We start from the raw sequence: 18,245 nt of genomic DNA, 5'->3' as shown, positions 1-18,245 counted from the left end.
TAGCCTGGACACCGATGGACACCGTGCCGAGCCCCTCCCGGACGACCTCGCGCCGCACGCTCGCGATCGCCACCGCCGCCGTCGCCCTGGCCGCGGGCCTCACCGGCTGCACGAACGCCGTGGCGATGTCCCCGGCCCCGTCCGCGAACGCCGCAGCGTGCGCCACCGCCCAGGTCCGGTTGCCGGCCGCGGTGGACACGAAGTTCGACCTCCGCAACACGAACGCCCAGTCGACGGCGGCCTGGGGTGATCCCGAGGTCGCGATCTACCACTGCGGCGTCGCCGTGCCGACGGTCTCGGACCTGCCGTGCTTCGACCAGGGCGGCGTGGACTGGATCCGCGACGACCGCGGCGACCGCGTCGTCTACACGACCTTCGGCCGCTCGCCGGCGGTGCAGGTCGTCATCGACACGACGAAGACCACGAACCAGGTGGTCCAGGACCTCACGGACGCCGTCGCGACCCTGCCGAAGGACGGGCACAAGTGTCTCGACCCGTCCGACGTGCAGGGCTGACGCGACCCAGCACCGGACTGGAGGCACGGGTCGGTCCGGCACCGCGCCTCCAGGCCGGTACGGAACCGGCCACGGGCCGTGGTGCGGTCAGCGGACCGCCGCGCGCCCCAGCTCGATGAGCTCCGTCACGAGCTCGCCGTAGGAGACGCCCGATGCCGCCCAGCAGCGCGGGTACATCGACAGCGGGGTGAAGCCCGGCATCGTGTTGACCTCGTTCACGACGAAGCCGTCGTCGGTGAGGAAGCAGTCGACGCGGGCGAGCCCGGCGCCGCCGATCGCCTCGAACGCGCGGGCGCCGATCGACCGGATCTCGTCGGTCTGGTCCTCGGTGAGGGGCGCGGGGCACAGCAGCGACTCGTCGCCGCCGAGGTACTTCGACGCGAAGTCGTAGAAACCGTCCTCGGCGACGACGATCTCGCCGGGCAGGCTGGTGCGCGGGACGCCGTCACGGCCCTCGAGCACGGCGACCTCGACCTCGCGGCCGACCACGCGCGGCTCGACGATGACCTTCGAGTCGTGCTCGAACGCCAGGTCCATCGCGGCGCCGAGCTGCGACGGCTCGTCGACGCGGGAGACGCCCATGCTGGACCCCGCGCGCGCGGGCTTCACGAACAGGGGCCACTCGTGCGCGGCGATCGTCTCGGCGACGTTCACCGGGTCGGCTGCCCACTCGCGGCGGAGCACGGTCGTCCACGGCGCGACACGGAGTCCGGCGTGCTCGAGCACGGCCTTGGCGACGTGCTTGTCCATCGCGAGAGCGCTCGCGAGGACGCCGTCGCCGACGTACGGCAGGCCGGCGATCTCGAGGAGCCCCTGGACGGTGCCGTCCTCGCCGAAGGGGCCGTGCAGGATCGGGAAGACCACGTCGACGGCGATGGTCGTGACCGTGCCGTCCGGGTGTGAGACGACGAGTTCGTTCGTCGCCGGCGAGGTCGGGAAGGCGACGCGCGTGCCGTTGTCCGGGACGGCCGGGAGGGCACCGTCACGGAGCGCCCACTGCGCCGGGTCGTCGGACTGCAGCGTGAAGGCGCCGTCCTTCGTGATCCCGATCGGGACGAGTTCGTACACCGAGCGGTCGACGACGTCCATGATGCCGCCGGCGGTGACGCAGCTGATCTCGTGCTCGCTGGAGCGCCCGCCGAACAGCACGGCGACGGTGGTCGTTGACATGGGTGTCCCCTCGGTGATCGTGGGCACGGCCGGACCGGTCACTCGCCCTGGGGCTCGTCGGTCTCGGTGAGGTGCGGCGCGATGTTGCGCGGATCGAGCCTACCGGCGAGCACCTCGGCGACCTGGCCCACGATGGGCATGTCGACGCCGTTCGCCGCGGCGAGGGCGAGGATCGGAGCGACGGACGCCAGGCCCTCGGCGGTCTGGTTCATCTGCCGCACGACCTCGTCGAAGCGGTACCCCTGCCCGAGCAGCCGTCCGGCGGTGTTGTTCCGCGACAAGGGTGACTGGCACGTGGCGATGAGGTCGCCGAGCCCGGCGAGCCCGGACAGCGTCGAGGGCTGGGCGCCGAGCGACACCGCGAAGTCGGTCATCTCGGCGAGCCCGCGGGTGATGATCGAGGCCTTCGTGTTCTCGCCGTAGCCGACGCCGTCCACGATGCCGATCGCGACGGCGATGAGGTTCTTCAGCACGCCGCCGAACTCGGTGCCGATGACGTCGGTGTTGATGAACGACCGGAAGTACGGGTTCGTGGCCACCGCGGCGACCGCGCTCGCGGTGTCGGCGGACGACGACGACACGACGGCGGCGGTGGGCTGCCGACGGGCGATCTCGAGCGCGAGGTTCGGGCCGCTCGCGACGGCGATGCGGTCCTGGTCGATGCCGAGCCCCTCGAGCAGGACCTCGCTCATCCGGAGCCCGGTGCCCTTCTCGACGCCCTTCATGAGGCTCACGACGGGCACGTCTTCGGGGAGCAGCGCGCGGACGGCCTCGAGGTTCGACCGCAGCGTCTGCGACGGCACGGACACGTACACCTGCGAAGCACCGTCCAGCACCTGCTCGAGCGAGGTCGACGCGGTCAGGGTCCGGGGCAGGTTGATCCCCGGCAGGTACTCCGAGTTCCGCTTCGTCTCGGTGATCTCGCGGGCGATCTCGGGCCGACGGGCCCACACGACGGTGGTCGCACCGCCCTCGGCGAGGACCTTCGCGAAGGTGGTCCCCCAGCTGCCCGCACCGATGACGGCGACGCGCGGCTTGTCGGTGGACTGCATCACCACCCGGATGGCGGCGGTGTCGACGGCTCCGGGAGCGGCGACGGCGGGGTCGGGTCGGTCGTCGTGGGGTCGGAGGTCACTCAAACCGGCCAGTCTCCTTCTGGTTGTTCGCCGCCGGGTCCCAGCGGGTCGCGGGGGCCTTCTCGCCCCGGAGTTCCTCGAGCAGCGCGGTGATGTGCCGCATGACGAGCTCCGTTGCCTCGACGAGCATCTGCTGGTCGATCGGTCGGCCGCGGTAGGCCGACAGGTCGACGGGGTCACCGACGATCACGTCGACCCGGGACGGCGGGATCAGCCGGAGCTTCTTGCCGTACCGCGCCATGATGTTCTGCGTGCCCCAGTGGGCCATCGGGATGATCGGCACGTCGTTCTCGAGGGCGATCCGGACCGCGCCGGTCTTGCCGCGCATCGGCCACAGGTCGGGGTCACGGGTCAGCGTGCCCTCGGGGTAGACGATGATCGCACCGCCCTGCTCGACGAGGGACCGGCCGCCGCCGAGCGGGTCGCTCAACCGCGTGCGGCCGGAGCGCTCGACCGGGATCTGCCCCATCCCGGACATCAGCTTGCCGAACACGGGCACCTTGAACAAGGACGCCTTCGCGAGGAACCGCGGGGCGCGCTTGCTGAGGTACACCGCGGTACCCACCACGAGCGGGTCGATGTTGGTGAAGTGGTTCGGCGCCAGGACGAACGCGCCGTCCGCCGGCAGGCGGTTCGGCCCGTGCCAGTGGTAGCGCGCCGAGAAGCGGAACGTCGGGATGACGACGGACGCGACGATGCGGAACGCGGTGTTCAGCTCACCGGGTCGCCACCGGCGCCCACGCACCGGGATGCCGGTCGAGACCTGCGCGCCGGAGCCGCCACGCGCCTCCAGGCCGTCACCGGGAGACGACGGAGCAGACGACACCGCGCTCAGCCCGCGAAGTCGAAGTCGGCCCCGAGCTTCCGCAGCTTCGGGATGAAGTGCTCGTAGCCGCGGCTGATGATGCCGACGTTGGTGATGTGCGACTCGCCGTCGGCGGTCAGCGCCGCGATGAGGTGGCTGAAGCCACCGCGGAGGTCGGGGACGCGGACGTTCGCCGCGTGCAGCTTCGTCGGGCCGGTGACGACCGCGGCCTGCTCGAACGGGCGGCGGGCGACGCGGCGGTCGTGACCGGGCAGCCCCTCCTTGTGCACGACGATGTCGGCACCCATCTCGTTGAGGGCGTCGGTGAAGCCGAAGCGGTTCTCGTACACGGTCTCGTGCACGATGCTCTGGCCCTCGGCCTGGGTCAGGGCGACGACGAGCGGCTGCTGCCAGTCCGTCATGAAGCCGGGGTGCACGTCGGTCTCGATGACGACGGGCTTGAGGGTCTCCAGCTCGCGGTAGAACCGGATGCCGTCCTCCTGGATGTCGAACCCGCCGCCGACCTTGCGGAAGACGTTGAGGAACGTCATGAGCTCCTGCTGCTTCGCGCCCTCGACGAAGATGTCGCCGTTCGTCGCGAGCGCGGCGGAGGCCCAGCTGGCGGCCTCGTTCCGGTCGTTGATCGCGCGGTGCGTGTACCCGCGGAGGGACTGCACGCCCTCGATGAAGATGACGCGGTTCGGCTCGACCGAGACGATCGCACCCATCTTCTGCAGGATCGCGATGAGGTCCATGATCTCGGGCTCGATCGCGGCGTTCCGGAGCTCGGTGACGCCCTCGGCGAGGGTCGCCGAGAGCAGGACCTGCTCGGTCGCACCGACGCTCGGGTAGGGCAGCTCGATCGAGGCGCCCTTCAGCCCGTTCGGGGCGGTCAGGTGGATGCCGCTGACCTGCTTGTCGACGACCGCGCCCATCGCACGGAGGGCGTCGAGGTGGAAGTCGATCGGACGGTCGCCGATCCGGCAGCCGCCGAGGTCGGGGATGAACGCCTCGCCGAGCTTGTGCAGCAGCGGACCGCAGAACAGGATCGGGATGCGGCTCGACCCGGCGTGGGCGTCGATCTCGGCGAAGTGCGCCGACTCGACGTTCGACGGGTCGAGGATGAGCTCGCCTCGTGCAGGATCGGTGATGCGCACGCCGTGCACCTCGAGCAGCCCGCGGACCACCTTGACGTCCGAGATGTCCGGGACGTCCTTGAGGATCGACGGGGTGTCACCGAGCAGCGACGCCACCATGGCCTTGGTCGCGAGGTTCTTCGCCCCACGGACCTCGATGCGCCCCACGAGGGGCTTGCCCCCGCGGATGACGATCTCGTCCGACTTGAGGCCCACGCGCGCCCCTGCGGCCGCTGCGTCCTGTACGAGAGAGTTCACTACTTCACCGGCAATGTCTTCGGCCGCCATCTGGAGCGGCGGGATTCGAACTCCGTGATCGAGGTCTCGTCACGGAGGGTGAGCCCGATGTCGTCGAGCCCTTCCATCAACCGCCAACGAGTGTAAGCGTCGATCTCGAAGGGGACGTCCACATCCCCGAGCGACACGCGCTGCGCCACCAGGTCGACGGTCGCCGACACACCCGGGTTCCGCTCGATCTCGGCCCAGAGTCGCTCGACTTCCGATTCGGTCACGATCGCGGTGACCAGTCCCTGCTTGCCCGCGTTGCCCTTGAAGATGTCCGCGAAGCGGGGCGAGATGACGACCGAGAAGCCGAAGTCACGGAGCGCCCAGACGGCGTGCTCACGGGACGAACCGGTGCCGAAGTCGGGGCCCGCGACCAGCACGGCGGCGCCCTGGTACTCGGGCTGGTTCAGGACGAACGCGGGGTCCTGCCGCCAGCCGGAGAACAGGGCGTCCTCGAAGCCGGTCTTCGTGACGCGCTTGAGGTAGACCGCGGGGATGATCTGGTCGGTGTCGACGTTCGACCGCTTGAGCGGGGCGGCGATGCCGGTGACGGTGGTGATCTTGTCCATCAGAAGGTCCCCTCGGTGGTGGTGGTCGCGGTGGCCGTCGCGCTCGCGTTGGTGGTCGCGTTCGCCGGCGCGCTCGCGTTGGTGGTCGCGTTCGCCGGCGTCGCCGCGGCAGCGGTCGCGGCGGCGATCTCGTCGTCGGTCGCCAGGTCCCACGGGCTCGACAGCGTCCCGCGCACCGCGGTCGCGGCGGCGACGAGGGGCGACACGAGGTGCGTCCGCCCACCCTTGCCCTGGCGTCCCTCGAAGTTGCGGTTCGAGGTGGAGGCGCAGCGCTCCCCCGGTGCGAGCTGGTCGGGGTTCATGCCGAGGCACATCGAGCACCCGGCGAACCGCCACTCCGCGCCGAAGTCGGTGAACACCTTGTCGAGTCCCTCGGCCTCGGCCTCGAGCCGCACCCGGGCGGACCCCGGCACGACCATCACCCGCACGCCCGGCGCCTTCTGCCGGCCCGCGATGACCGAGGCGAAGGCACGCAGGTCCTCGATGCGCGAGTTCGTGCAGGACCCCATGAACACCGCGTCGACGGCGATGTCCTTCATCGGGGTGCCGGCCGCGATGTCCATGTACTCGAGTGCACGGCGGGCGGCGGCCTGGTCGTTCGGGTCGTCGTAGCTCTCGGGGTCCGGGACGCTCTCGGACAGCGACACGCCCTGCCCGGGGTTCGTGCCCCAGGTGACGAACGGCTCGAGCTCGTCGGCGTCGATGAACACCTCGGCGTCGAACACCGCGTCGTCGTCGGTCGCCAGGGTGTCCCAGTACGCGACGGCGTCGTCCCAGTCCTGACCGGTGGGCGCGTGGTCGCGGCCCTGCACGTAGTCGTACGTGGTCTGGTCGGGGGCGACCATGCCGGCGCGGGCACCGGCCTCGATCGACATGTTGCAGATCGTCATGCGGCCCTCCATCGAGAGCGCGCGGATCGCCGAGCCGCGGTACTCGAGCACGTAGCCCTGTCCGCCGCCGGTGCCGATCTTCGCGATCACGGCGAGGATGATGTCCTTCGCCGTGACGCCCGGGCGCAGGCTGCCCTCGACCGTGATCGCCATCGTCTTGAACGGCTTCAGCGGCAGCGTCTGCGTGGCCAGGACGTGCTCGACCTCGGAGGTGCCGATGCCGAACGCCATCGCGCCGAACGCGCCGTGGGTACTGGTGTGCGAGTCGCCGCAGACGACCGTGATGCCCGGCATGGTCAGTCCGAGCTGCGGGCCGACCACGTGCACGATGCCCTGCTCCTTGTCACCGAGCGAGTGCAGGCGGACGCCGAACTCCTCGCAGTTGCGGCGCAGGGTCTCGATCTGGATGCGGCTGGTCGGGTCCGCGATGGGGCGGTCGATCGCGAGCGTCGGGGTGTTGTGGTCCTCGGTCGCGATCGTCAGGTCGAGGCGGCGAACGGGACGGCCGGCTTGGCGCAGACCGTCGAACGCCTGCGGGCTGGTGACCTCGTGCACGAGGTGGAGGTCGATGTAGAGGAGGTCCGGATTGCCGTCTTCACCCTTGACCACGACGTGGTCGTCCCACACCTTCTCGGCGAGCGTCTTTCCCATCGGCCCGGCCTCCCTCGTTCTCGTCGTTCGCCACTGGTGCGGCGTTGCGGACGCCGCTCGTGCGACGTTGCGGACGCCGCTGCTGCGGCGTGTCCGCCGACTCTACCAGGTTGGTATACCAACGCGTGTCGCGGCCCGCCGGCCGGTGCCCGTGACGGCCTGGAGGCACGGCGCGGCCCGGCGACGACCGTCGCGGTGGGAAGATGGTCGGGACATGACGACACCTGCGCACTCGACCCGGACCACCAACCTCGAGGGCGCAGCACGCGCCGCGATCGCCGGGGGCGCTCCGCTCGCCCTGCTCATCGCGCTCGGGATGCCGGGCTACGCCGCCTTCGCCATGTTCGCCGGGTTCACCGCGATCTTCGGGGCGACAGAGCCCTACCGGCAGCGCGCGGTGACCACCGGGGTCGCGGGCGTCCTGCAGGCCGTGTGCATGTTCGCCGGCATCGGGGTCGCGCTCCTCGGGTCGCCGCTCTGGCTGCAGGCCGTGGGGCTCGTCGTCGTGCTCGTCGTCGCCGTCTGCACCCTCAGTGCGCTCCGGACGATCCCCGCACAGCCGATCTTCCCGGTGTTCGCGTTCGTCGTGTCCGCGCTCGTCCCGGTCAAGCCCGCCGACGTCCCGCTCGTCGCGACGATCATCGGGTGCTCAGTGGCCTGGGCGTGGCTCGTCGCGATGTCCGGGTCGGTCCTCCGCCGGGTGTTCCACCCGCGGGCACCGCACCGGTTCCGCCCGCTCTCGCCCCGGAAGCACCGGTCCCTCGCGGTGCTCCGGACGCCCGCGCTGTGGGAGACCGTCGGGCTCAACGTCGTCGGGGCGCTCGTCGCCGGCGCGGTGGCCGAGACGATCCCGGGGCTCGGACACCCGTACTGGGCCGTCATCGCGGTGGTGTCGACGCTCCCCGCGCTCCGGCAGCGGCACACCGTCGTCCGGGCGTTCCACCGTGTCCTCGGCACGATCGGCGGCACCGTCATCGCGGTCGGGATCCTGCTGCTCGAGCCGTCCGCGTGGTGGATCGTCCTCATCGCCGTGGTCGGGCAGTTCTTCGCCGAGATCTTCGTCGCGCGGAACTACGCCGTGACGCTGCTGTTCCTCACGCCGCTCGCCCTCGCCGTCTCGTGGCTGAGCCTCCCCGAGGCACCGGAGCTCCTCGCGCTCGACCGCATCGCGCAGACCACCCTGGGCGCCGTGGTCAGCGTCGCCCTGCTCGTCGTCGGTCGTGGGATCGAGCGGCGCCGTGGCCGCGCACTCGGCGCGACCACGGGCATCCGCACGGTCTGACGTCCGGCGTCAGGCCGGCGGCTGGATGTTCCAGGAGTCGATCACCGGGCGGCCGTGCTCGTACCCGAGCGTGCTGACCGTGGCCGTGCCGAGCTTCAGCACGGCACCGTCCTGCGGCGCGAGCCGGATCCACGCGGCGCCGAGCGCGCGGAGGACGTGCCCGTGCGCGACGACGATCGCGTCGTCCCCCTCGGCGAGCACCGGGCGGGCGCGGTTCAGGATGCGCTCGACGCGGACGCGGACCTCGGCCGCGTTCTCGCCGGGCGTGTCACCGGCGGGGACCCCGTCGGTCCAGAGGTCCCACGGACCGTGCCGGAGCACCTTGATCTGCGGCGTGGTGAGGCCCTCGTAGGCGCCGTAGTCCCACTCGTAGAGGTCCTCGTCGAGCTCGGGGTCGACGCCGACGAGGTGGGCGGTGTCCCGGGCACGCTGGAGCGGGCTGGACAGTGCCAGCGCGAAGCTGCGGTCCGCCAGGTACCGTCCGGCACGCTTCGCCTGCTCGATGCCGTTCTCCGTGAGGGGGATGTCGGTGCGGCCGGTGTGCTGCCCGCTCTTCGACCACTCCGTCTCTCCGTGACGGACGAGGACGAGTTCGCCGGGGCGTTCCGAGGTCATGAGTTCCTTCCGAGCCAGAGGCCGAGCGCGGCTGCGCCGACCGAGACGACGAGCATCCCGAGGCCGTTCAGGACGGCGAGCCGGGGCTTGCCGGATCGGAGGAGCTGTACGGTCTCGACGCTCGCCGTCGAGAACGTCGTGTACCCACCCATCATGCCCGTTCCGAGCACCGCGACCGCCGAGACGGGGATCGTGCCCGCCTGCCCGAGCCCCGTGAGCAGCCCGAGGACGAGCGATCCGGAGACGTTGATGACGAGCGTGCCGAGCGGGAAGCCGCTGACCCGCGCCTTCACGAGCCCGTCGAGCAGGAACCGCAGCGCGGCACCGACCCCGCCGCCGATCGCGACGAGGAGCAGCTCGAGGGGGCTCACCGGGCCCCTCCGGTGCGACCGCTGCCGCCGTGGTCGCCGCCGGGGCGTGGTCGGAGCAGCGCGGCGAGCCAGAGCCCGGCGACGACCGCACCGAGGCCGAGCACCACGGTCAGCAGCGCGTACCCGCTGCCGGCACCCCAGCGTCCAGCGGTGAGCAGTTGCGCGGTGTCGTCGGCGAGTGTGCTGTACGTCGTGAACCCGCCGAGCACGCCCGTGCCGACGAACAAACGCAGGGCACGCCGGCGGCCGACGTCGGGCCCACGGTGGGCGAGCGCCTCGAGCAGGAACCCGAGGACGAGGGCACCGACGACGTTGATCGTGAGGATCGTCCAGCTGATGCCGCCGTGCGCCGGGAACACCTCGGCGATGACCGCCCGGATCGCCGTGCCGATCGCTCCGCCGAGCGCCACCACGCCGAGGAACGCCCAACGCAGGTGCGGCGGCCGTGCCGGACGGGTGTCGGTCTCGTCGACCTCGACGTCCGGGTCGATGGGGATGCTGCCGGAGTCGGTGAGGTGTCGTCGGGGATCGTCGCGCACGGTGCTCCTATCGCCGAGCACGCCAGATCGTCTCCGCGCGTGCGGTGTTCTCGGGATAGGGACCGTTGGCGGCTCACCGCGGTTGGGTCCGGCAGGCCCCACTGCCGGGTCTGACGACGGGGTCAGCTTAGCGGGTCGTCCACGACGGCGGCGATCGCCTCGACCTCGACCAGCTGGTCGTCGTAACCGAGGACGGTCACGCCGAGGAGGGTGCTCGGGACGTCGTGGTCGCCCATCGCCGCGCGGACGACCTCCCACGCGGCGACGAGGTCGGCCTGCTGCGAGGAGGCGACGAGCACGCGGGTCTGCACGAGGTCGTCGATGCCGGCACCCGCGGCCGCGAGGGCCGTCCGGAGGTTCTCGACACACTGCGCCGCCTGGCCCCGGACGTCGCCGACCGCGACCGTGGCACCGTCCTGGTCGAGCGGGCACGCACCGGCGAGGAACACCAGCCGTGCACCGGCGGGAGCAGTGGCGGCGTACGCGTACTCGGCGGCGTCGCTGAGGGCGTCGGATCGGATGAGTCGGACGGCGCTGGTCACACGACCACCCTGGCACGGTCCGTCCGTCTGTTCGACCGACCGTCCGTCCGTCCGTCCGTCCCGCGGACGCACCCGGCATCGTCGGTGTCCGGCTCAGCGATCGAAGGCGGCCCGTTCGTCGCGCACGAACCGGGCCAGGGTCCGGGGAGGCCGACCGGTGACGCGTTCCACCGTGTCCGTCGTGCGGTCGCCCGAGGAGGTGGCATCGGCGTGGGCCAGTGCCGCGGCGAGCCCGGCGGGCAGCCGCTCGGCGAGCTCCTCGGCGAGGGCGGATTCAGTGACGTGGTCGACACGGATCGTCCGTCCCAGGACACCGCCGATCGTCGTCGCCACCGCCTCCGGGGTGAGCGCCTCGGGGCCGGTGAGGACGAGTTCGCCGTTGTCGAGGGTGGATGACGTGAGTGCGACGGCTGCGACGGCGGCGATGTCCTCCGCGTCGATGTAGGTGACACGACCGTCCGTCGACGCGGTCTGGAGCACGCCCGCGCGCACCATCGCCGCGAGGTGGTGATCGGTGACGAAGTCCTGCATGAACCAGCTCGGTCGCAGCACCGCCCACTCCTCGAAGGCGTCCGCGACCGCGGGGTAGACCTCGCCGAGCCCGGCGTCACCCGACGCCACCGGCTTCGCGCCGAGGAGCACGGCTCGGCGGACCCCGCGTTCCCGTGCTGCCGCGATGAACGGTCCCATGGCGGACAACGGGTCAGGATCACGCGGCGGTGCGATGAGGTAGAGGGCGTCCGGTCGAGTCGCCTCCAGAGCCTGGATCGTCGACGCCTCGTCGTTCCAGTCGAACCGGACCCCGCTCGGCGCACCGCCGGCTCGCCCGCCACTGCGGCTCGCGATCACCGGTTCCGCGTCACCTCGCTCTGCGAGCAGTCGCGCGACGGCTGACCCCGTCTTCCCGGTCCCGCCCGTGACGAGCACCCGCACGGGCCGGTTCACAGCTCGGGTCCTGCCGAGACCAGACGGCCGCCCTGGGGGTTCCAGTAGTCGCGGAAGCCGGTCACCCGTCCGCGCCGCGTGGTGACGACGGCGATGGACGACGTGTCCCTGGTGGTCCGGCCACCCACGTCGTCGGTGTGCGTGCCACGCACCGTCAGCTCCACCACGAGGACGTCGCGGTCGGCGGTCCGGTGGATCGCCAGGCTGCGGATCGTGCGGTCCGTCGCCGCGGCTGCGACACCCCGGAGGTACGCACCGACCTCGTCCCTGCCTCGGAGCATCCGCGGTCGAGGGTCGGGAGCGAACGGGAACGTGAACTCGACGTCGTCGGCGAGGAGCTCCAGCCACGGCTGCGGGTCCCCCGCTGCGAAGGCGGACAGTGCGCCGCGCACTGCTTCGTCCACATCGGTGTCCATCGGCACGGGAACCTCCTAGAATCGGACCACTGGTCCGTTTCAGGATACGGACCGACGGTCCGTTTCCGCAAGGAGTTCACGATGTCAGCGATGCGCTCGGACGCTCGACGCAACCACACCGCCGTCCTCGAAGCAGCCCGCACACTCTTCGAAACAGCCGAGTCGCCGTCACAGGTGTCCATGGACCGGATCGCGACGGCCGCCGGCGTCGGGAAGGGGACCCTGTTCCGCCGGTTCGGCGACCGCGACGGGCTGATCCGCGCACTCGTCGCCGCGCGGACGGCGCCGATCCTGCAGGCGATCGAGACCGGGCCGCCACCGCTCGGACCCGACACCCCACCGGAGCGACGACTGCTCGCGGTCGTCGAGGCGATCGTCGACGCCAAGATCGACACCGTCGCGCTGAGCCTCGCGCACGAGAACGGGACCACCAGCCCCTACGCGGCCGCCGGGTACAGCGCGACACACGTCGTCATCGCGTCGACCCTGCGACAGCTCGAGTTCGACGGCGACCCGGAGCTCGCGGCACACCTGATCCTCGCGGCCACGCGCGCCGACCTCATCGCGCTGCTCGTGCGCACCGAGCACCGCACGCGGGGCGAGGTCGTCGCCGCCGTCGTCCAGAACGCAGCATCCGTGGCCGGGCTGTCGCCGTCCGGGCGCTGAACACCGGAGACGTCTCCCGCTCGCACGAAGGACGCGGCGAGAACGACAAAAGCCCTCCGGCGAACCGGAGGGCTTCTGCTGCGGTGTGACCCCAGCGGGATTCGAACCCGCGTTACCGCCGTGAGAGGGCAGCGTACTAGGCCGCTATACGATGGGGCCGTCACACATGGCAATCCCCCGCCCGGAAGCGGGGGCTCATGCTCGTTGTCGGAATCGGTGGCAAGCCACCTGTGGTGACCCCAGCGGGATTCGAACCCGCGTTACCGCCGTGAGAGGGCGACGTACTAGGCCGCTGTACGATGGGGCCGTTCCGACAACTCGACAAGTATTGCACAAGCCACCGCGGCCTGCCAAAACGGGGTGTGTCGCCCGGGTGTGCCGCCATGCCGTGTCGGGAATACGGTGGATCGATGGTGGTGCGGATCGGCCTGTGGGGGTGGCAGTACGACTCGTGGCGTGGTGACTTCTACCCCGCCGGGGTGCCGAAGCGCCGGTGGCTGGAGTACGTCGCGGAGCGGTTCCCGACGGTCGAGGTCAACGGCTCGTTCTACTCGCTGCAGCGGCCGGAGCGGTACCGGGCCTGGCGCGCATCGGCCCCCGCCGACTTCCGCTTCGCGCTCAAGGGCGGCCGGTACGTCACCCACATGCTCCGGCTCCGGAACGTCGAGACCGCGCTGGCGAACTTCTTCGCGTCCGGACCGCTCGAACTCGGTTCCACGATGGGCCCGGTGCTCTGGCAACTGCCCGAGGCCCTGCTGCCGACGCCCGAGGTGCTCGACGCGTTCCTCACGCTGCTCCCCCGCACCCACGGCGCCGCGGCGACCCTCGCGGAGCAGCACGACGACAAGGTGCAGGACCCGTCGGTCCAGGCAGAGGACCCCACCTCGGTGATCCACCACGCGCTCGAGGTGCGGTCGGCAGGCCTCACCGAGGAGCACGTCGCGGTGCTCCGCCAGCACGCTGTGGCGCTCGTGGACTCGCACGCGGGCGACTTCCCGCGACTCCGGGTCGACACCGGCGCGCCGATCGCGTACCTCCGGCTGCACGGGGCACCGCGGACCTACCACGACGGGTACTCGGCGCAGGCCCTCGGCCGGTGGGCGACGACCGTGCTCGAGCACGAGCGGGCCGGGCGGGACACGTACGTCTTCTTCGACAACGACGCCGAGCGCCACGCGCCCTGGGACGCCCTCACGCTCGACCGCATCGTGACCAGCCGCCTGCGGAGGCGGGTCGACGGGCGGGGATGATCCGCGCCTCCAGGCAGACCCGTCTCAGATCGTGAGCGACTCACCGGGCGCGAGGACCACCAGCGAACCGGCCGGCTCGACCGCCTCGCGGAGGCGACCCGTGTGCATGCCGTACCCGATCTCGGAGAGGGTGGCCTCGTGCACCGGGTACGCGCGGGCGGGGGCGATGGCGGCGACGTAGTCCATCATCTCGGAGACCTTCAGCCACGGGGCTCCGACGGGTGCGGCGAGGACCTCGACGGGGACGCCGGGGACCGTGTACGAATCGCCCGGGAAGAACAGTCGGCCGTTCACGAGCACACCGGTGTTGTCGACGATCGGGACGCTCTGGTGGATGAGGTTGTGGCGCGTGCCGTGGAAGGCGAGGTCGAACGGGCCGACCGTGCGGTGGTCACCGTCGGTGACGACGTCGACCACGATGCCGTCGGCGTCCCCGTCCGCCTCGAGCGCCCGGGCGACCCCGGCCGGGCTGATCACGACCGCTCCGGGGTTCGCGGCGAGGATGCGCTCGAGCTGCTCCCTCGTCACGTGGTCGGGGTGCTCGTGCGTGACGACGACGGCGACGACACCCGTGGTGTCGACCGGGCGGGTGAAGTTCCCTGGGTCGATGACGAGGCGGGCGGTGCCCTCGGTGACGATCTGGCAGGCGTGTTCGAGCTTGGTGACCTCCATGGCGGCGAGGGTACGCGGCGGCGCGCGTGCCGGGCGGCGGCGCGGGGGCCGGCGCGGCGGCGGCGCGGCGGCGGCGCGGCGGCGGACCACTCGCACAACCGAAGGAGGTCCGAACCGCGATTCGCCGCGGTTCCTGCCTCCTTCGGTTGTGCGAAGCAATGCCGAACCACGCCAACGCAACACCACGCCACGCCACACCCCGCCAACCCGCCACGCCACGTCCGCCAGCGCAACCCGCGGCCGCCGCACCCTCACCGCCCCCGCGGCACCCCCGTCGTCGCCCGCACCACGAGGTGCGCGGGCGCCGGTGCCAACGGCTCCGGCACTCCCCCGTCCACCTCGGCGAGGACCGCCCGCGCCGCCGTCCGTCCCTGCGCCACCGGGTCCTGGGCGACGGTGGTGAGCCCGACGACCTCGCCGTACTCGTGTCCGTCGATGCCCATCACCGACACGTCGCCGGGGACGTCGAGCCCGGCCCGCTGCGCGGCGAGCACCACCCCGAGCGCCATCTCGTCCGAGGCGCAGAAGACCGCCGTGGGCCGGTCCCGGGTGCTGGCGCTGGCGCGCGCGCCGGCACTGCGGCTGCCGCCGCGCGCACCGGCCCTGCGGATGCCGCCGCGCGCGCCGTCGTCTCCGAACAAGACCCGCCCAGCATCGACCCCGCCCGCGAACGAGAAACGGCCGTCGAGGACCCAGTCCTCCCGGACGGCGAGCCCGTGCGCGGCCATGGCGTCGGCGAACCCGTCCCGTCGGAGCCAGGGCACGGCGACGTTCATCCCGGCCTCGTCCTGCCCGCCGACGTACGCGACGTCCCGGTGCCCGAGCGAGCAGAGGTGGTCGACCGCGATCCCGGCGACCACGACGTCGTCCACGCCGACGTTCCGGAGGCCCGCAGCCGGCCCGCCGATGACGATCATCGGGTGCCGTGCGAGTTCGAGCTCGGCCCGTTCGGTCTCGTCGAGCACGAGTGACAGCAGCACGAGCGCGTCGACCCGGTGCCGGAGCATCGAGCGTCGGAACGCCCGGTCGCGGTCGCCCCCGGGCCCGCCGAGGTTGTACAGCACGAGGTCGTACCCGGCTCGCCGCAGTTCGGCGTCGACGCCGCCGAGGGCCTTGACGTAGAACCAGCGGTCGATCACCGGGACGACGACCCCGACGGCACGCTGTCGCCCGGTGGCGAGGCCGGCCGCCGCCGAGCTCGGGACGTACCCGAGTTCGTCGGCGACCCGCCGCACCTGGTCGATCGTGGTGTCCGCGACGGTCGACATCCCCCGCAGCGCGCGGGACACCGTGGACTTCGACAGGCCCGTGACGGTCGCGATCTCCTGGATGCCCATGGCCACGACCTGGAGGCCCGTCAGCCGTCCGACGGGCGCGTCACGTCGGTGACGGGGCCGGTCCGGGCTGGCGCCGGGGCGGTTGCGGTCGCGGACGTCGGTGCGGGCAGGGTCACCGGCGTGCGTCGCGCCGCGTGGGTCTGCCGACGTCCGGCGGGCGCGAGCTCGTCCCACCCGACGTGGCGGTGCACGCGGCCGTCCGCGGACGGCGCCGTCACGGACGGTGTGGCCGCGGCACGGACGGACGCAGCCGGGCGCCCGGCGGTCCGACCCGGACGCACCGGGGCCGAGGCCGCGGGCGATCCGCCGATGCCGTCGGCGGGTGCCGTGCGCCGGAGCACCGACACCCGCCAGCGGTCGAGGAGCACGACGCCGGCGACGCACACCAGCAGGGTGAGCGCCCAGCCGAGCGCCGGTCGCCCGGTGACCTCGCAGAACACGGTGACGCCGAGGAACAGGATCCCGAACATCCCGACGAAGCCGATCGCCTCCTCGATGCGGGCGGTGGGTCGTGCGGGTCCGCGCTGTGCCATGACGATCAGCCCTTCACGCCGCCGGCGGTGAGGCCCGCCACGATGCGCCGCTGGAAGAGGAGCACGAGGATCACGAGCGGGATGGTGACGATGGTGCCCGCCGCCATCACCGCCGTGTAGGGCTCCTGGTGGGGCTGGGACCCGGCGAACGACGCGATGGCGACGGTGACCGGCTGGGTGGCGTCACTCGAGAGCTGGGAGGAGATGAGGTACTCGTTCCAGGACGAGATGAACGCCAGGATCGCGGTGGTGAACACGGCCGGTGCGGCGAGCGGCAGGATGATCCGCCGGAATGCCTGGACCCGGGTGCACCCGTCGATGCGGGCCGCCTCCTCGAGGTCCCACGGCATCTCGCGGAAGAACGACGCCAGCGTGTAGACCGTCAGCGGCAGCACGAACGAGATGCTCGGCAGGATCAGTGCCTGGTACGACCCCATCCACCCGATGTCCGTGAACAGCTGGAACAGCGGGGAGATGAGCGCGACGCCCGGGAACATCGACGCGGCCAGGATGGCGCCGGCGATGAGGGACTTGCCCTTGAACTCCAGGCGGGCCAGGGCGTACGCGGCGCTCGTCCCGACGAGCAGCGCGATGATCGTCACCACGCCGCCGATGAAGACGCTGTTCGCCAGGGCACGGCCGAGGTGGTTGCCGAGCGACGTCGAGAACGCCGTCGCGTAGTTGTCGAGCGTCACGTGCGTGGGCCACGGGGTGGCGTCGAAGGTGTACCCGACGTCGCGGAAGCTCGTCACCACCATCCAGTAGAACGGCAGCAGGCACCACACGGTGATGATCACGGCCTGGATGCCGGTCCGGAAACGGGAGCCGGTGTGGCGCTGGATCCGCACTGCAGAGCGATCCACCGCGACGTCGCGCGAGCGGGCGGAGGACCGTGGGCGGTCGGCTGCGAGGGTCACTTGAGTTCACCCTTCTGCTGGGCTGCCTGCGTCTGCACGACGTTGGCCCCGAGGAACCGGACGAAGACGAACGCGACGATGAAGATCACGAGGAACGTGATGGTGGAGAGGGCCGACGCGGAGTTGAACCCCTGCCGGATCTGGTCGACCACCAGGATCGACAGCGTGGTCGTGGCGTTGCCGGAACCTCCGCCACCGCCGGTGAGGATCGCCGGCAGGTCGTACATGCGAAGCGCGTCGAGCACGCGGAACAGGACCGCGACCATGAGCGCCGGCTTGAGGAGCGGCAGCGTGATGAGCCAGAAACGCTGGAGTGTGGACGCGCCGTCCATCTTCCCGGCCTCGTACACCTCTTCGGGGATGAGCTGCAGGCCCGCCAGGATGAGCAGCGCCATGAAGGGCGTCGTCTTCCAGGTGTCGGCGATGATGATCGCCCACCGGGACGACCACTCCCCGCTCGTCCAGAGGATCTGCTGGCCGAGCACGTGGTTGAGCACGCCGTTGGCGTCGAAGATGAAGTACCAGAGCTTCGCGGTGACGGCGGTCGGGATGGCCCACGGCACGAGGATCGCGGCACGGACGAGCGCGCGGCCCTTGAAGTTGCGGTTCATGATGATCGCCATCCAGACGCCGATGAGCGTCTCGGCGAGCACCGTCACGACGGTGAAGAAGAACGTGTTGCCCATCGACACCCAGAACTGCGAGCCGATGCTGCCGGGCGGGCAGGTGGTGTTGCCGCACTGCTGGGCGAGCCAGTGCACGTAGTTCGTGACACCCGCGAAGCCGCCCTGGACGAACAGGCCGGTGGCCTTGTCGAGGCCGGAGTCGAGCTGGAACGACTGGATGATCGCGCTGACCACCGGATAGCCGATGACGATGGCGAGGAGCACGATCGTCGGGCCGATGAGGTACACGGCCCACCGGCCGTGCTCGGCGTTGAGTCCGCCCTTGCGCCGCTGGCGCTTGGGTTCCATCCCCTGGGGATTCGGGATGGCGGCGGGGA

General features: G+C 71.4%; 21 protein-coding genes and 2 tRNA genes. 4 read left to right on the top strand and 19 right to left on the bottom strand.

Annotation, left to right across the window (positions count from 1 at the left end; all coding sequences use genetic code 11):
• The first annotated feature begins 14 nt into the window (after window positions 1–14).
• Window positions 15–515: a DUF3515 family protein gene (locus tag BLT36_RS13390; protein WP_092095920.1), complete on the top strand. Its 501-nt coding sequence runs from the start codon at window positions 15–17 to the stop codon at window positions 513–515.
• Between the two features lie 87 nt (window positions 516–602).
• On the opposite strand, the gene BLT36_RS13385 is transcribed toward BLT36_RS13390, so the two are convergent.
• The 6 genes from BLT36_RS13385 to leuC form a co-directional block, all read right to left on the bottom strand.
• Window positions 603–1,685, bottom strand: a complete 1,083-nt coding sequence (locus BLT36_RS13385) for a D-alanine--D-alanine ligase family protein (RefSeq protein WP_092096490.1) — start codon at window positions 1,683–1,685, stop codon at window positions 603–605.
• A 38-nt stretch (window positions 1,686–1,723) separates the two neighbouring features.
• Window positions 1,724–2,737 carry an NAD(P)H-dependent glycerol-3-phosphate dehydrogenase gene (locus BLT36_RS13380; RefSeq protein ID WP_092096489.1) on the bottom strand — a complete coding sequence of 338 codons (1,014 nt, stop codon included), beginning with the start codon at window positions 2,735–2,737 and terminating at the stop codon, window positions 1,724–1,726.
• 79 nt (window positions 2,738–2,816) lie between these two features.
• On the bottom strand, window positions 2,817–3,647 hold the full coding sequence (locus BLT36_RS13375) for a lysophospholipid acyltransferase family protein (RefSeq protein WP_092095918.1): 831 nt from the start codon (window positions 3,645–3,647) through the stop codon (window positions 2,817–2,819).
• A 5-nt stretch (window positions 3,648–3,652) separates the two neighbouring features.
• Window positions 3,653–5,020 carry a UDP-N-acetylglucosamine 1-carboxyvinyltransferase gene (murA, locus tag BLT36_RS13370; protein WP_092095917.1) on the bottom strand — a complete coding sequence of 456 codons (1,368 nt, stop codon included), beginning with the start codon at window positions 5,018–5,020 and terminating at the stop codon, window positions 3,653–3,655.
• The gene (gene leuD, locus BLT36_RS13365; protein WP_092095915.1) at window positions 5,020–5,616 is read right to left on the bottom strand and encodes a 3-isopropylmalate dehydratase small subunit; all 597 of its coding nucleotides are present in this window, start codon (window positions 5,614–5,616) and stop codon (window positions 5,020–5,022) included. The genes murA and leuD overlap by 1 nt, the downstream gene beginning before the upstream one ends.
• Entirely contained in the window at window positions 5,616–7,157 is a 1,542-nt protein-coding gene (gene leuC, locus BLT36_RS13360; RefSeq protein ID WP_254787638.1) for a 3-isopropylmalate dehydratase large subunit, read from the bottom strand. Before leuC ends, leuD begins: the two co-directional genes overlap by 1 nt.
• Window positions 7,158–7,371: 214 nt before the next feature.
• Here leuC and BLT36_RS13355 point away from each other — a divergent pair, with 214 nt between their 5' ends.
• Window positions 7,372–8,439, top strand: coding sequence for an FUSC family protein (locus tag BLT36_RS13355; RefSeq protein WP_092095913.1), 1,068 nt, complete (start codon window positions 7,372–7,374; stop codon window positions 8,437–8,439).
• 9 nt (window positions 8,440–8,448) lie between these two features.
• On the opposite strand, the gene BLT36_RS13350 is transcribed toward BLT36_RS13355, so the two are convergent.
• The 6 genes from BLT36_RS13350 to BLT36_RS13325 form a co-directional block, all read right to left on the bottom strand.
• Window positions 8,449–9,054, bottom strand: coding sequence for a histidine phosphatase family protein (locus BLT36_RS13350; RefSeq protein ID WP_092095912.1), 606 nt, complete (start codon window positions 9,052–9,054; stop codon window positions 8,449–8,451).
• The gene (gene crcB, locus BLT36_RS13345) at window positions 9,051–9,425 is read right to left on the bottom strand and encodes a fluoride efflux transporter CrcB (protein ID WP_092095910.1); all 375 of its coding nucleotides are present in this window, start codon (window positions 9,423–9,425) and stop codon (window positions 9,051–9,053) included. The genes BLT36_RS13350 and crcB overlap by 4 nt, the downstream gene beginning before the upstream one ends.
• A complete protein-coding gene (locus BLT36_RS13340; protein WP_092095908.1) occupies window positions 9,422–9,964 on the bottom strand; it encodes a fluoride efflux transporter FluC in 543 nt (180 codons plus the stop codon). The genes crcB and BLT36_RS13340 overlap by 4 nt, the downstream gene beginning before the upstream one ends.
• Window positions 9,965–10,086: 122 nt before the next feature.
• Window positions 10,087–10,506: a RidA family protein gene (locus tag BLT36_RS13335; RefSeq protein WP_092096487.1), complete on the bottom strand. Its 420-nt coding sequence runs from the start codon at window positions 10,504–10,506 to the stop codon at window positions 10,087–10,089.
• 93 nt (window positions 10,507–10,599) lie between these two features.
• Window positions 10,600–11,433: an NAD-dependent epimerase/dehydratase family protein gene (locus BLT36_RS13330; RefSeq protein ID WP_254787688.1), complete on the bottom strand. Its 834-nt coding sequence runs from the start codon at window positions 11,431–11,433 to the stop codon at window positions 10,600–10,602.
• Between the two features lie 14 nt (window positions 11,434–11,447).
• Window positions 11,448–11,867: a nuclear transport factor 2 family protein gene (locus BLT36_RS13325; RefSeq protein ID WP_092095905.1), complete on the bottom strand. Its 420-nt coding sequence runs from the start codon at window positions 11,865–11,867 to the stop codon at window positions 11,448–11,450.
• A gap of 81 nt (window positions 11,868–11,948) precedes the next feature.
• On the opposite strand from BLT36_RS13325, the gene BLT36_RS13320 reads away from it, so the two are divergent.
• Window positions 11,949–12,533: a TetR/AcrR family transcriptional regulator gene (locus tag BLT36_RS13320; protein ID WP_092095904.1), complete on the top strand. Its 585-nt coding sequence runs from the start codon at window positions 11,949–11,951 to the stop codon at window positions 12,531–12,533.
• A gap of 86 nt (window positions 12,534–12,619) precedes the next feature.
• Here the strand turns inward: BLT36_RS13320 and BLT36_RS13315 are convergent.
• A tRNA-Glu gene (locus BLT36_RS13315) sits at window positions 12,620–12,692 on the bottom strand.
• Window positions 12,693–12,764: 72 nt separating this feature from the next.
• A tRNA-Glu gene (locus BLT36_RS13310) sits at window positions 12,765–12,840 on the bottom strand.
• A gap of 103 nt (window positions 12,841–12,943) precedes the next feature.
• Between BLT36_RS13310 and BLT36_RS13305 the strand changes: the two genes are divergently transcribed.
• The gene (locus BLT36_RS13305; RefSeq protein WP_092095902.1) at window positions 12,944–13,783 is read left to right on the top strand and encodes a DUF72 domain-containing protein; all 840 of its coding nucleotides are present in this window, start codon (window positions 12,944–12,946) and stop codon (window positions 13,781–13,783) included.
• 24 nt (window positions 13,784–13,807) lie between these two features.
• Here the strand turns inward: BLT36_RS13305 and BLT36_RS13300 are convergent, their stop codons facing one another.
• The 5 genes from BLT36_RS13300 to BLT36_RS13280 all read right to left on the bottom strand — a co-directional run bounded on the left by BLT36_RS13300 (window position 13,808) and on the right by BLT36_RS13280 (window position 18,216).
• Window positions 13,808–14,455: an MBL fold metallo-hydrolase gene (locus tag BLT36_RS13300; protein WP_092095900.1), complete on the bottom strand. Its 648-nt coding sequence runs from the start codon at window positions 14,453–14,455 to the stop codon at window positions 13,808–13,810.
• A 251-nt stretch (window positions 14,456–14,706) separates the two neighbouring features.
• The gene (locus BLT36_RS13295) at window positions 14,707–15,792 is read right to left on the bottom strand and encodes a LacI family DNA-binding transcriptional regulator (RefSeq protein ID WP_092095898.1); all 1,086 of its coding nucleotides are present in this window, start codon (window positions 15,790–15,792) and stop codon (window positions 14,707–14,709) included.
• Between the two features lie 20 nt (window positions 15,793–15,812).
• The gene (locus BLT36_RS13290) at window positions 15,813–16,325 is read right to left on the bottom strand and encodes a hypothetical protein (protein WP_092095896.1); all 513 of its coding nucleotides are present in this window, start codon (window positions 16,323–16,325) and stop codon (window positions 15,813–15,815) included.
• Window positions 16,326–16,330: 5 nt separating this feature from the next.
• Entirely contained in the window at window positions 16,331–17,188 is an 858-nt protein-coding gene (locus BLT36_RS13285) for a carbohydrate ABC transporter permease (RefSeq protein WP_175529678.1), read from the bottom strand.
• A 50-nt stretch (window positions 17,189–17,238) separates the two neighbouring features.
• On the bottom strand, window positions 17,239–18,216 hold the full coding sequence (locus BLT36_RS13280) for a carbohydrate ABC transporter permease (RefSeq protein ID WP_092095892.1): 978 nt from the start codon (window positions 18,214–18,216) through the stop codon (window positions 17,239–17,241).
• Window positions 18,217–18,245: the final 29 nt, after the last annotated feature.

The organism is Curtobacterium sp. UNCCL20 (genome assembly GCF_900101675.1).
Classification (GTDB): domain Bacteria; phylum Actinomycetota; class Actinomycetes; order Actinomycetales; family Microbacteriaceae; genus Curtobacterium.
Note: the sequence above shows the minus strand (reverse complement) of the source record. Positions and strands in the feature narration are given on the sequence as shown.